Below are 14,110 nucleotides of genomic sequence, written 5' to 3' on the forward strand. Positions count from 1 at the left end.
CGAGTGTATTTACCTACCCATCATACCAGAACAAAAGCAAGCTCTTCAAGAACATATTCAGGTGATCGCAAAAATACTGTACGAAGACACATCACCGGAAAGATTAACAAGCTTTGCAGGAATTGAAGAGGCGGTACGCAATCAAATGCACAAACATGTCAAAGAAGAAGTATTGGGTTTTTTTACAAACTTACCGACTTTTCAAACACCCTCTGAATGATTTTGAACCAAGTTTTGCATAAAAATAACCGAAGAACTAGGAAAATCACAGCGACTTACGAAAAAGATCGTATAAAAAATTTTCAAATTTTGACAATTCTGGATGACGTAATTGCAGTGACAAAACTACTCGTTCTTCCTGACTTCTATTCCAGACTTCATGCTCAATGCTCTGATCGAAAAATAAAGTTTTCCCTTCAGTCCAACTCCGCGTTTCACTTCCAACGCTAAATCCGCAATTTTCTGGAATTATTAATCCCAAATGACAGCCAATATAAGTATTTGCAGCATCATGGTGTGGAGGTAAGAAAGCTCCTGGCTTTAAAACATAAATTGTAGCCTCTTCAAAAGGATCCATAAAAGATTTCAGCTTAGACAAAATATTTACAGTTTTTGGAAATAAATCTCTGGCTTTTTGAGTAAATTTACCATCAATCCACAATATAACTCCTAACCAGTCATCTTTTGTGTAAGAGGCAGGTAGTTTAATGTCAGTAATGTTTTCATAACTTGAAGGATCATCACTTGGTTCAAAGCCTGTAGTTAAGAAATTACTTTTATTAGGGAGATTCATTAAATACTCACTTTTTATGTCTTTAGCACCTTCTTCAAGGATATTTCTCACTATTTTTAAACCGTCGTAATCATTAGGTTCATACCAAGGTTTAGAAGGAAGACCGAGATAGAAAAACAACGCTGGTTTTTGTTGTGTATTCCAATCATCAATGTTTATATCTATCAGCCCCAAATAAAATTTTAGAGACTTTTCAAATCTATGGACATGACCTTTTGGAAACAAAATATTTAATAATTTGAGTAGCAAAAAAAATATTTTTATCTTTACCTTATCCGACTTAGACAATGCTACTCTATGATTTTGGAGAGATACCTTGTATTCTTGATATTCTTGCAAATTAGTCACTTTTCTTTTCCTCCATTAAAAGTTTGCTTTTATCGAGTGATAGAAGCATTTTATTTTTCAGCAAAGTTAAGGCTCATCTTTTTGTCAATGATTGTTAAGATGCGCTGACCCTGCGTGAAGTGGACATAAAAAACCCACCAACTACACAATTTCAACGCACAGTTGCTTACTGCATGTTGCCAGCTGTTTCCTGCATCTTTTTCCGGAGACTAAGCGGTCTCATGTCAGTCCAGACTTCTTTGATGTAATCTAAACATTCTTGTTTGGGTCCATTTTTTCCAGTATCTTTCCAACCAAGAGGATTTTCGCGGTCTAATGGCCAAATGGAATATTGTTCTTCGTGATTAACTACAACTTTGTAAATTGTCGTGTCTTCTTTGTCGTCTTGATACATATTTGCACTCCATTAATAACTGGGACAAATGTCATTGTTCTACTGGCTCTAAATGTCCCTTACCGTTTAAAGTCATCAGGTCAATATCTGCAATACATCTAACTTTTACATAGTTTAGTGTTAAGTTACCAACCAAATGAACTTTCCCTGTTTGATGCTCAAAGTCAGCTTCATTAAAATTAGATGCTTCTGGATCGAGTCTTACACCTAAATCAGTACCCCCTTTAGTGTTTGTAAATTTGATATGAACATATCCTCGGTCAATACAGTCTTTTAATGCAGTAGCTGTTTTTTCTGGTCTCAAACTTGCTTCAACTGGATATTCTCCTTCTGACAATCGTTGCACTAACTCGTTCATAAAATTGTCTCCTCATTAAGAATGACTTTTGTCTTGATTTACCGATCCTTGTACTTGTACAGCTTCATATACGGGAATCTCAAATGCAAGGGTCTTTTGGCAAAACTCTTTCCATTCAGGTGTTACATTATCAAAAATGATATTCTCGTCCTTAAAAATCCCATCTGTAACTATGTAGTTTTCTTGTAAATATAGAAAATCATCGTCCGTTAACACCCTCTTAACTTCAACTTCCTTGCCATCTAGCTGTTGCTTTTCTTTTCTAGTATTTTCTAAATTCTCCATCCATTGGTCAAATTGACGTAATTTTTTAAGTGAGTATGCTTTGCAATACTTTGCCATTGTTGCCATATTGTCACCTCTTTGAAAAGTTTTTCATTTTCTTTTTTTGCAAATTTATCATCATTTTTATGAAAAGATAAAATTCAAAATAATGAAAGCTTATTTTTAGAAAAATTTTATTATTTGTATGATTCGACTTTGAGCGAATTGAAATACTTAAATTCTAAAGCTGTTAATACAAATACAATTAACATAAATATAATATCGGCAAAAGTCGTTCCATAATATATGCCCCTTACACCTGACATCCTAGAAAAAAATAGCACCATTGGCACATTTAAAACTATACTTCTTAACAAAAGTACTACTAACACAGTTTTACCTTTGCCTATAGATTGAAAGAGAGTATTGCTAAAGAATGCTAAAGGCCAGATCGGTATTAATATGCTGATAATTCTAAAATTTAGTACATCATCTTCTGTAAAATTAATACCTGGCAGAATTAAACCCAAAAATGTCCTTGGAGATAATTGTAGAGGCAGCCAAATTAATATTAATAAAAGAGTTGCAAAAACTGCAAAAGTTAAGTATGCTTTTTTGAGCCTCCTATAATTTTTTGCACCATAATTCATTCCAATTATAGGTTGTAATGCTTGTGCAAAACCAATGATGGGGATATACACAAGTGAAGAAACCTTTCCAGTTGCTCCAAAGAAAGCAATATCATTATTTGTTCCGTAATAAGAAATTGAATTAAAAACTACAAAATCTTGAACCAATACCATAATAGGATAAAATAGCGCTGATATTCCTACTGATAAAATAGCAGGTAGTAAATCTATTGCTATGGCTAATTTTTTAGGCTTAACTGGAATAGAACTTTTGCCAGCAAGGAAATAAGCTAAGTTAACAATACTATAAACAATCATTCCAAAAACTGTAGCGAGGGCAATTCCATGTGTTTCCCAATGGAAGACAATAATAAATATGAAATTTAAGAAAATGTTAACAATGACAAAAATACAGCCAAATATGGTAAATAGTCTCATTTTTCCTTCTGATTTGATAACTTCGCTACAAGCTTGCGCTATTATCAAAAATACTGAACCCAGTATATAAGTCTTAAAATATTCTGCACCTCCTGAGGCAACTTCACCACTTCCTCCCATGAATACAATTAATTCTTCACCAAATCTGTAACCAAGAATTGTGATAAAAAAGGAGATTACAATGCTCATGACCGTTAAAGTCCCAAATATTTTGGACTGAGTTTTGATATCTCCAGAACCAATAGCTCGACTGAGAACGGAAGCGGAACCTACCCCAATTAAGAGAGCAAATCCATTTACTATACCTGTAAGTGGTAGTGAAAGTGAGATACCAGCAAAAGCAGTTTCACCAATGAATCGTCCTGCAAATAAAGCATCAATAAAAGTGTTTAAACTAAGCATCAGTATCCCCAGAGTACTGGGAATTGATAACTTGAACATCAGTTTAACAAGATTACCTTGAAGAATTTCATTTGTGATTTGAGATTGTTTTTGTGAAGTCATTTTTTAGTTTTCGGATCGTTACTGTTTACTCAACCTTAACTAAACGGCTAACGTGATACTGCTTTACTGCTTCTAACTCCATCTCTTTTGCTGAGTTCAATGCACTCATGACTTCACCACAGACTTCTACTCTGGCTTCATAGGCACCTGATACACTGCCATCTGGAACAGTATAATCAATACGTACTTCCGCCCAATTAGCATCATCTTCTTCACTAACTTTCTGTTGTGCCAAAACTTCCCCAGCTTTCAAATAATCAAGCCAAGTCCAGCCCACCTGCATCCAAATTTCGCGCTCAACAATTTGCTCAAACTTGGTTAAACCCGCCCATCCTCGGTAAAATTGACGCAAACCAGAGATTGAACCATTTCTGTTTACCAGTAAATCCAATACATCTGGCTCTAAATGTCCCCATAAACATCCTTGGGGTAAGTCAGTGAGAGTGGGGGCAAACTGATGTCCGCCAAAGTGAGTTGTTTGCCACACTCTTAACTTTCCATTGGAAGCAGGCGCATATTCTTTGCGTAACCGACGATATAGGGGAGTTCCAAATCTACCACAGGCAAGGTCAACTTGAGCATGGGTGCAAACCATAAGTTCGCGGATATGACTGGTTTGTTGCTGATACTGTTGAAATTTCGATAAATCGTTGGGTTGTTGCATTAACTGCTTGAATATTGCTGTCACCAGAGCAGCGGCTTCGTTTTCTGGAACAACAAACTCCTGTTTCTCAAACTGAGAAAACAAATTTGCAGGGCGATAGTAGTACAACAAACGGGTTGAGCCAGGATGAGAGTACTCTCGGTCGGGAGCAATTAGCATCGGTTTCAACTTGACCCCGTGCTTAAAAATTAACTCTTGGAATAAACCCATCAATGATTTGATAGTTGGGTTTTCCTGAAAGATTTCTTGCGGCCATGGTTGTGGAATTTCCATAATTAACCAATGGTCGTAAGTACCTGCTGTACCAATTGGGTCTTCTCCATTAGCTTTAGAAACCAATGAGCAAAAATGACAGTCTGTTGTGAGGAGTTCGTGAGTATGTTGAGTTTGCATATTTACTATCTCTGCTACATACTAATTATTCTTTTATCAGTATGGGTGTAAATAATGGCTGAAAAGCTTACGAAATCAATTAATTTTACAAGAAAATTTTTATAGTTTGTAGCAAAAAAATTATCTCTTTCCAGAGTACTTTAGTGTTTACTACAAACTCATCATAATTTCCTTAGTAGAATACCTACTATATATTTGATGGCTATAATTTTAAGCTAATGTTAGAGAATAAAGGAGCAAGGCTTTATCAATTATTTTTCTAAACTTTTGCCAAAATTATAGCTTTTTGAACATCATGACTAAAGGACGATAAATTATTAATCCAATCCCATTCCTTTTCGCATTTCACCAAAATAAAAATGATCGTAAAAATACTGATAAGGAAGCAACCTTTTACATAGAGCAAAAAGCCTCAGTTGCCATGATGATTGTGTGACAAAATATTGTCTTTTAGGTTTGCGAGCTTCCAAAGCCTCCAAAATCACATTTGTCACTTTTTCAGGTGATAAACCTTTGCTGCGATTTCCCTCTACAGATGCTTGCATATATATTTTGTAATTCTTGCCATATATAGCTTTCGCTTCGGGTGACATATTGGCTAATGTTTTCTGGTAGCCTATTTCTACTTTGTCAGCCTGTTCTGGGGTCACTATTCCCGCTGGTAAGATAGAAAGAACCTCAATTCCACTAGAACGTAATTCCATACGTAAAGAATCTGTAATTGCCTCAAGCGCAAATTTTGAAGCAGATAAGAGTCCTCTATACGGTAGAGCTAATCTACCGCAAATCGCACTGATATTGATAATTCGACCTTTGGCTTTTCGTAGCATTGGTATGAATGCTTGTGTGACAGCAATTTGAGCGATAACATTTACTTCAAAATTCCATCTGATATCATCTATCGGAATACATTCTAATGGTCCATCTACCCCGGCATATGCATTATTAATTAATGCGAATAATCCTTCATCACCAATCGCTAGTGAAACAAATTCCGAAGCAGATTTAATTTGTTCCGCTTTTGTAATGTCCATGATAATGGGTGTTAAATCACCAGATGCAGACTGCTTTAGCGACTCAGCGTCTTTCTCTGTGCGGACTCCGGCAAAAACGCGATACCCTTGCTTGTCAAGTGAAAGCGCGGTTGCTCGACCGAGACCTGTGGATGTTCCTGTAATGACGACAGCGCCTTTATTACTCTTAGTCATACCTACTTCCTCCATAATGAAATATGTTTTTATATCGAAAAGGGTAAATTGAGAAATATGGTGTATCAACTGAACGAAAAACTAAATCTAATGGCTAAAACAAGCAAGAAATAACTGACTACCACTGCCCTTAATGTTGACGCCGACCATAGGTAACCATCTTTACACCGCTCTTTGGGTGACACTGGTCATCAAAACGCTTTTGTCGTTCTGGTCGTTTGTTAACCAGCGCTAATTTATAGTTTGAAAGAATTGTTGCTAACACAAGCTTCATTTGAAATATAGCAAAAGGTGCTGCAATGCAATTACGAGCACCGCCACCGAAGGGTAGAAATTCATAAGGGGAGAATTTTTTTTCTAGAAAGCGCTCTGGCTTAAATTGTTTTGGCTCTGGATATAAATCTTCACGTTGATGTGTTGAATAAATATTACCAATGAGTACTGTACCCGGAATTAACTCATAGCCCATCATCTCTACCGGAGACTCTACTAATCTCGATAACATAAACATTGGACTTGAATGAATTCGTAAAGATTCGTTACAAACAGCACTAAGGTAAGGTAATGCGACAATATTCATAGGGTCTGGATTTTTACCAAGACTGTCAAGTTCTTCAAGGAGTCGCTCGCGAATATCTCTTAAACGGTGAATCCAATATAAACACCAAGTAAGCGAATGTGCTGCACCATCCCTACTTGCAAATATAGGCAAAAATAGCAGGTCACGTACCTCTTCATCGTTTAATGGTTTACCTGTTTCATCACAAGCAAATATAAGATCAGAGAGCATATCAGTGCGTGAAAAATCTGCTTGCTTCCGGCGTTCTTGGACTTCATTGTACAAAAAATGAAATATTTCTTTATAAAGGTAATTACGGTATCCCTGCGAACTCCATCGACCTAAATCTAGTTGTGCAAAAGAAAATTCTTTAACAAGAAGATCAAACAGGGGAGATTCTTCATATTTAATCAAAGAGGTAAATAGACGCTTGATTTTTTCATAACGCTCTCCTTCTCGTAAGCCTATCACAACCTCTATCGCTACCTGCAAGATAATTTTTAATACAATTTCATAGGCAGTGAAAGTTTTTCCAATAGCTTGTTGACTAATAATTTTTTCCGTTAGTTTGCAAATAAGTTGCCCACTTGCGTTCATCCGCTCTCCGTGGTACGCCTTCATTAAAAGGGGACGACGATGTTTGTGAACCAAGCCATCAATTTGAAGGATTCCTTGCTGTCCTACTGTCAAGGTCGAATCTCGGAAAAATATACCAGAATCTGTAATTTCTTTGGTATTACTGAAAATCTGCTTTATTCCTGAAGGGTTGCTGACGTAAACAACTGGTGTAGAACCAGACATTACAGTTACAATGTCACCGTAGCGTTTGTAAATAGCATCCATACAGGCAAGCGGATCATTCTTAAGCTGCAGCTTTAGCAGCCAAGTGGGTGTTTTCACTTTTGGGGGTAGCGTCATAGATATTACTACTCCAGTATCAACAGAAAGCAATGAAAAAAATTCTAGAGATTAAATTGAACCCACAACCAATGGCTGCGATTGTCCTTGATGCTGACGCCGACTATGCATCATCATCTTTACACCACTTGCTGGGTAACAAATCAGACCTCCAAACTTGGGACGTTCAGGGCGCTGACTGACTAGTTCTAATTGATAACGTGAAAGAATAGTTGCTAATACAAGCTTCATTTCAAATAAGGCAAAAGCTCCGCCAATACACACACGAGAACCGCCGCCAAAGGGGAAAAATTCGTAGGGAGAGAATTGTTTTTCTAAAAAGCGTTCTGGATTAAATTCTTTGGGGTGTGGGTATAAATCTTCACGCTGGTGCGTAGAATAAATATTGCCAATGAGTACTGTACCCGGACTCAACTCGTAGCCCATCACCTCAACGGTCGATTCTACCAACCTAGGAAATGTAAACAACTGAGTTGGGTAAATTCGCAAAGCTTCGTTACAAACAGCGCTTAGGTAGGGTAGTGCGACAATACTCATAGGGTCTGGGTTTTCACCAAGGCTATCGAGTTCCTCAAGCAGTCGCGATCGCACAGCAGGCAAACGGTGAATCCAGTATAATGACCAGGCTAGAGCAGTTCCTGAAGCATCTTGAGCTGCGAATATGGGCGATAATAGGAGGTCGCGCACTTCTTCATCGCTTAATGGTTCACCTGTTTCATCATGAGCAAATATAAGGTCGCAGAGGATGTCTGTGTGTGAGGAACCTGCTTGCTTGCGACGTTCTTGAACTTCAGTGTACAGCAATTGAAAAAGTTCTCGCCGGAGGTGAAGCATATATCCTCTTGGACTCCATCGACCTAAATCCCGTTGTCCAAAGGGAAGTTTTGTGACGAGTTGAAATAGAGGAGATTGAGGATATTTGATTATAGAAGCAAATAGATGCTTGATTTTATTATAAAGCTCTCCTTCATGTAAGCCTAAGACGACCTCTACACCCACTCGCAAGGTGATATCTTCAATGGTAGGGTATGCAACAAAAGATTTTCCAACCACCTGTTGACTCATGATTTTTTCTGTGAGTTCGCAGATACGTCGTCCACAGGCTTGCATGCGCGCTCCATGAAAACCTTGCATTAAAAGCTTACGTCGATTTTTGTGAACTAAGCCATTAAGTTGAAGAACTCCTTGATTTCCTGTCATCAAAGCGAAATCTTGGTTTAACTCACCCCTAGCTGCAATTTCCTTTGTATTTGTGAAAATTTCCTTTATTCCTAAAGGATTACTGACATAAACTACTGGTGTAGAATTCAACATTACAGTAACAATATCACCATAACGTTTGGAAATACCATCCATATAGCCAAAGGGATCAGCCTCAAATTGCAGATTTAGTAGCCATGAGGGTGTTTTCGGTCCTGGGGGTAGTTTCATGAGTCTTTATTTACTCCCATTATTTATTTACATCGCACACCGCATTATCGATACAAATTCTCAAATGCCTAGCTAATTCCTGAATATTCGGTTCAACGAAAATTGAGAAATGATCCCCTGGAATTTCAATGACTTGAATCGGTTGACTAAAATATTTACCCCAACCTAGCAAGAGGTCATCAGTATGAAATTCCGGGCTTTCAAAGTCATGAATAATCTCCTCGTTAGCTCGGAACAGAGTCATTGAGTCAGGATAAACCTCTGGAACATAATTTCGCATGGCTTGGACATGAACTTTGAAACGTTTGTAATAACGAAGAAAATCTTTAATTTCTGCATCGCTAAAGATGAAGTTTGCTTTTTTATTAATCAAATTAAGTTGCTCATTTAATGGCAAATCTCGAAGTTCCTCAAAAGGTAGTGACAAGTCTATATTATTATCGGTTTTCATTGATTCAGCTATACGAAGTAAAAATTTTGCATCGTCAGAATCTGTAGGTTCAATATATGTTTCTGATAATATGGCATCGATGACAACCAATAAACCTACTTTTTGCCCCTGCCTTTGTAATTGTTGCGCCATTTCAAAGGCTAGTACACCGCCGTAGCAATGTCCTCCTAAAAGATAAGGACCATTTGGTTGTACTTTACGAATTTCTTGCAGGTAGCGGTTAGCTGTCTCCTCTACTGATAACGTTTCAGGCTTCTCTTGGTCTAGGGTATGTTCCAAAGCATAAAGTGGATAATCTTCACCAAGTCTCTTGGACAAATTAAAGTATGGGCTAATATTTCCACCAGCGCCATGCATACAGAAGAAAGGTATTTTGGAACCAGAAGAGTTAATTGCGACTAGAGGAGAATTAGAACTTGTGCGGGATGGCTGACTGACAATGGTCGCTAGTTTTTCAATTGTTGGATTTTCAAAAAGAGTAGATAGGGTAAGGTTATGCCCAAATCGGTCTTGAAGTTGAGCCATTAAACGTACAGCTAAAAATGAGTGTCCACCCAAGTCAAAGAAGTTATCTGTTACCCCTATAGGGCTAGTATTCAGCAGATTTTCCCAAAGTTTTACTAATGATAATTCTGTAAAGTTACGAGGAGCGACGAAGGATTGAGTCGTATTTGAGCGAATAACTTCATCAGTTGGAAGGGCACGCTTGTCTACTTTGCCATTAGGTGTTATTGGGAGTTCATCCAATACCACAAAGGCAGATGGTAGCATATAATTAGGCAGTTTTTGTTGCAAATAGGGCAACAGTTGTGCAGCTATGTCCTGTTTCTCTGTGACGACATAGGCAACCAAACGCTGATTTTTTTGAGCATCGTCGCTGACAATGACAACAGATTCTTGCACATCTGGATGTTGTGCGATCGCAGTTGCAATTTCACCCAATTCCACTCGGAAGCCACGAATTTTGACTTGGTCATCACGGCGACCTAAATACTCAAGATTACCATCATTGAGATAACGTACTAAGTCACCTGTTTTGTAAAGTTTAGTTCCTGGAATAAAGGGGTTATCAATAAATTTTTCTTGAGTCAATTCAGGACGACGTAAATAACCTCTTGCCAATCCATCACCACCAACATAAAGTTCACCGATAACTCCTACAGGCGTTAGTTGTAAATGGCGGTTCAATACATAAACCTGAGTATTGTTAATAGGACGACCGATGGGAACACTGTTTGCTTGGTTTTGTAATAAACTGGTGTCGTAGTAAGTGGCGTTGGCGGAAACTTCCGATGAGCCGTAAAGGTTGATGAGTTTTGCTGAGGGTATCAATTCTCGGAAAGTTTGAGCTAACTTAACAGACAGTGCTTCTCCGCTAGTTATCCAAAGTTTTAGCTGCGTTAGTTTCTTAGTCAGATGACTGTAATTATCTAGAAGTAGGCGTAGTAGTGAGGGTACAAGTATAATACGGGTTACTTTGTGATGCGCCAAAGCTTCTATAAATAACTGCGGGTCTAGTAGAGTTGCATTATTAATAATTACAGTAGGAATTCCCCCAAGTAAAGGAGCAAAAATTTCCCAAACAGAATCTACAAAGCTAATAGCTGTTTTCTGACAACAAACTTCTCCTTGGGTGAAAGGATAGGTTTTCCATAACCAGTGTAAGCCATTGACTGTACCGCGATGAGTGCCAAGAACGCCTTTAGGAGTTCCAGTTGAGCCAGAAGTGTAGATAATATAGGCAAGATTATCAGCTTTTGACGTGCTAATGGGGTTTTCTTGACTTTCTTGAGCAATATTGTCTTTGTGGATATCTAAGCAAACGGTTTTAGCCGAAGATAATGATAGCTTTTCTAATATTTCTTGCTTGGTAATTAACAGCGATGCTTGAGAATCAGAGAGCATAAAGCTCAGACGCTCAACTGGATAACTTGGGTCAAGAGGAATATAGGCTCCGTCAGCTTTGAGGACAGCTAAAATTCCCACCACCATGTCTACGGATCGTTCCAGACATATAGCAACCACGGTTTCTTTTGTTACACCCTGTTTTTGTAAATAATGTGCAAGCTGATTAACTCTGTGATTAAGTTGACGATAAGTCAGTTCTTCAGACTGATGAATTAATGCGTTTAAATCAGGTGTGAGTTGAACCTGTTGCTCAAATAATTGATGCAGAGATGCATCTTGAGGATAATCTGCAAGAGTTTGATTCAACTTAAATATGAGTTGTTCTTGTTCAGAAGCAGTTAAAAGTGACAATTCACAGATACGCTGCTCTGGATTAGCAACGATATTTTCCAACAAAGTCTGGAACTTGTTAATAAATTGGGTAATCGTTGTTGAATCAAAAATATCTGTGCTGTACTCCAAACACCCTGTTAATCCCTCTTGCGATTCAGACATCGACAAGAAAATATCTAGTTGAGCTGTACCGCTATCAAACTCCAAAGTACGCAAAGTTAAACCAGAAACTTCCTGCACAGACACTGGGCTGTTTTGCAGGGCAAACATGACTTCATAAAGTGGGTTTCGACTTAAGTCTCGTTCCGGCTGCAATTCTTCTACAAGCATCTCGAAAGGTAAATCTTGATGTGCATAAGCATCGAGAGTTACCTCACGTACTCGATGTAGAAGTTCGCGGAAGCTGGGATTACCACTAAGGTTATTGCGTAACACCAAAGTGTTAACAAACAAACCCAGCATCCCTTCTAATTCGGCTCGGTTTCGGTTTGCAATTGGAGAACCAATTAAAATGTCTTCTTGGTCTGTGTATCGATACAGTAATATGTTAAATGCTGCCAGCAAACTCATAAATAGAGTAGTGTCTTCTCGCTGGCTTAATTGTCTGAGTGCATCAGTCAGGGCTTTTGAGAATGTAAAGTATTGCTTGGCACCAGTGAAAGTAGCGATCGCAGGTCGGGGACGGTCTGTAGGTAATTGTAGTACAGGTAGCTCACCCTTGAGTTGTTGCTTCCAATAATTTAATTGGGTTGCTAGGAACTCACCTTGGATGCGATCGCGTTGCCAAACTGCAAAATCTGCATACTGAATGGGCAGTTCTGGTAAGCCAGAAGGTTGATTTGTAGAGAAAGCAGCATACAGCGTTGACAACTCCCGCAAGAACACACCACAAGACCATCCATCCGTGATAATGTGGTGCATGGTGACAAGCAAAACGTGTTCTTCTTGACTCAAGCGCAGTAAAGTTGCTCTGACTAAAAGTCCTTTAGCTAAATTAAAGGGTTTTTTTGCTTCCTCCGCTACAAGTTGTTTAACCTCAGATTCCCAATCTTTACCAGACAAATGCTCAAGATTAATAATGGGTAAATTCCAAGTAACTTGGGGTGCAATATCCTGTACTGGCTCTCCATTTACAAGCTTAAAACTTGTGCGCCAAACTTCGTGTCGCTTGAGAATTTCATTCAGACTTTGCTGAATAGCTATAATATTAAGCTGTCCTTTTATATGAAAAGCAATTGGAATATTGTAAAAGGAACTCCCGTGGTAAAGCTGATCAATAAACCACAGCCTCTGTTGTGAAAAAGATAAGGGAATATTCCTCGAGACTTGACGCTTAGGAATAGTGTCAGCTTGAAACTTTCCTCCCTTCCATTTTTCTAGAAGTGCTTTTTTCGCAGGTGATAAATTAGAGTATTGTTTATCCATTTCTAATAAAATATTAATAGTTACTATTTTCTAGTTTTTTAGCTACATCCGACATTCGCAAATCTACGATTTGGTGGTCTAGTATTAGTGGTGGTACGAGCAAGCACTAATTACATCCCCTATCCCCTTACCCCCTTACACCCCTAATATTTGACAAAAACTTATTAAGCGACAAGCTCAATCATAAAAGACCATCAATTTTGATTGAGCTACTAACTCTGCAATTATACTATTGTGTCAGGGATGGTTTTCGACAAACAAAGCAAGCCATACCTGCACTTTCGTCAGCTCCAAAATCTTTGAGATTATAGTGACTAATGTCTGTAAAGCCGACTTTCTCTAAACCCGACTGCACTTCTGTTAAAAAGAAATCTCTTCTTAGCCAAGTAGTATCTGAACGCTTCCAAATATTTTCTATTAATTCAAATCCGGTGACTTTAATTTCCCACATCATTTCTTCTGGTTTATAGTAGAAGATTTCAATCAAGGCACATTTGTCATTAACATTAACATGGTCGAAAATTGGTGGAGCAATTTCGTGTAACCAATCTGTTAGTGGTATTGTGAACACGAAGAGTCCATTATCTCGCATTGCTGCGTAGACGTTTTGGAAGACGGCTGTCAATTCTTCAATATTTAGGATAAAGAGTAAAACATCTTTTGAAAAAACACCATCAAAGATGGGTGGTAGCTCAAACTCACGTACATCACTAAGGATAAATTCACTCTCAGGTGCGTTTTTTCGGGCATACTCTAACAGTTCTTTAGAGGCATCAAGTCCTGTCGTCTGATACCCTCTAATATGAAGTTGTTGTACTAACTGCCCAGTACCACAACCAAGGTCAAGAATACGCGCTTCCTTAGAGATGTGTCGTAACATTAATTGCTCTAAAGCGGGTATTATAAATTCTACTGTAACTTGATCTGAAGTCTTGAGTTCGTTTTGCATCCGAGCAAAAGACTCATAATTTGGGGGATAAGTGGCTAAAAACATAAGTTTGTTTTCCTACTCCTAAGTAAAGGTTTCAAATTAAGTAATTTAGAAAGCTAAGAAGAATGTTATTTTTTACTACCTTTTAAAAAGGTATACAA

Annotated in this window: 11 protein-coding genes and 1 pseudogene; 1 reads left to right on the forward strand and 11 read right to left on the reverse strand. The window is 38.1% G+C overall.

All coding sequences use genetic code 11. The features are described from left to right. Positions 1 to 19: 19 nt before the first annotated feature. Positions 20 to 208 (forward strand): annotated as a pseudogene (locus ACM0OZ_RS09930) (ISKra4 family transposase); the annotation flags it as partial. A 57-nt stretch (positions 209 to 265) separates the two neighbouring features. Here ACM0OZ_RS09930 and ACM0OZ_RS09935 read toward each other — a convergent pair. The 11 genes from ACM0OZ_RS09935 to ACM0OZ_RS09985 all read right to left on the reverse strand — a co-directional run bounded on the left by ACM0OZ_RS09935 (position 266) and on the right by ACM0OZ_RS09985 (position 14,012). Continuing rightward, the gene (locus ACM0OZ_RS09935) at positions 266 to 1,141 is read right to left on the reverse strand and encodes an aspartyl/asparaginyl beta-hydroxylase domain-containing protein (RefSeq protein WP_414582635.1); all 876 of its coding nucleotides are present in this window, start codon (positions 1,139 to 1,141) and stop codon (positions 266 to 268) included. A gap of 166 nt (positions 1,142 to 1,307) precedes the next feature. Beyond that, complete coding sequence (locus ACM0OZ_RS09940; RefSeq protein ID WP_414582636.1) at positions 1,308 to 1,535, reverse strand: MbtH family protein; 228 nt, start codon at positions 1,533 to 1,535, stop codon at positions 1,308 to 1,310. Positions 1,536 to 1,566: 31 nt separating this feature from the next. Continuing rightward, positions 1,567 to 1,893 carry an MbtH domain protein gene (locus ACM0OZ_RS09945; protein ID WP_414582637.1) on the reverse strand — a complete coding sequence of 109 codons (327 nt, stop codon included), beginning with the start codon at positions 1,891 to 1,893 and terminating at the stop codon, positions 1,567 to 1,569. A 15-nt stretch (positions 1,894 to 1,908) separates the two neighbouring features. Next, positions 1,909 to 2,244 carry a hypothetical protein gene (locus tag ACM0OZ_RS09950; protein WP_414582638.1) on the reverse strand — a complete coding sequence of 112 codons (336 nt, stop codon included), beginning with the start codon at positions 2,242 to 2,244 and terminating at the stop codon, positions 1,909 to 1,911. A 110-nt stretch (positions 2,245 to 2,354) separates the two neighbouring features. Then, the gene (locus ACM0OZ_RS09955) at positions 2,355 to 3,728 is read right to left on the reverse strand and encodes an MATE family efflux transporter (protein ID WP_414582639.1); all 1,374 of its coding nucleotides are present in this window, start codon (positions 3,726 to 3,728) and stop codon (positions 2,355 to 2,357) included. Positions 3,729 to 3,753: 25 nt separating this feature from the next. Next, the gene (locus ACM0OZ_RS09960) at positions 3,754 to 4,785 is read right to left on the reverse strand and encodes a sucrase ferredoxin (RefSeq protein ID WP_414582640.1); all 1,032 of its coding nucleotides are present in this window, start codon (positions 4,783 to 4,785) and stop codon (positions 3,754 to 3,756) included. A 317-nt stretch (positions 4,786 to 5,102) separates the two neighbouring features. Then, complete coding sequence (locus tag ACM0OZ_RS09965) at positions 5,103 to 5,993, reverse strand: SDR family NAD(P)-dependent oxidoreductase (protein ID WP_414582641.1); 891 nt, start codon at positions 5,991 to 5,993, stop codon at positions 5,103 to 5,105. Positions 5,994 to 6,123: 130 nt separating this feature from the next. After that, on the reverse strand, positions 6,124 to 7,470 hold the full coding sequence (locus ACM0OZ_RS09970; RefSeq protein ID WP_414582642.1) for a cytochrome P450: 1,347 nt from the start codon (positions 7,468 to 7,470) through the stop codon (positions 6,124 to 6,126). Between the two features lie 51 nt (positions 7,471 to 7,521). Further along, the gene (locus ACM0OZ_RS09975; protein WP_414582643.1) at positions 7,522 to 8,901 is read right to left on the reverse strand and encodes a cytochrome P450; all 1,380 of its coding nucleotides are present in this window, start codon (positions 8,899 to 8,901) and stop codon (positions 7,522 to 7,524) included. Positions 8,902 to 8,920: 19 nt separating this feature from the next. Then, a complete protein-coding gene (locus tag ACM0OZ_RS09980; protein ID WP_414582644.1) occupies positions 8,921 to 13,018 on the reverse strand; it encodes a non-ribosomal peptide synthetase in 4,098 nt (1,365 codons plus the stop codon). A 229-nt stretch (positions 13,019 to 13,247) separates the two neighbouring features. Further along, on the reverse strand, positions 13,248 to 14,012 hold the full coding sequence (locus ACM0OZ_RS09985; RefSeq protein ID WP_414582645.1) for a class I SAM-dependent methyltransferase: 765 nt from the start codon (positions 14,010 to 14,012) through the stop codon (positions 13,248 to 13,250). Between the last annotated feature and the right edge of the window lie 98 nt (positions 14,013 to 14,110).

The sequence above is a fragment of the Scytonema sp. PCC 10023 genome (assembly GCF_963920835.1).
GTDB lineage: Bacteria > Cyanobacteriota > Cyanobacteriia > Cyanobacteriales > Nostocaceae > Kalymmatonema.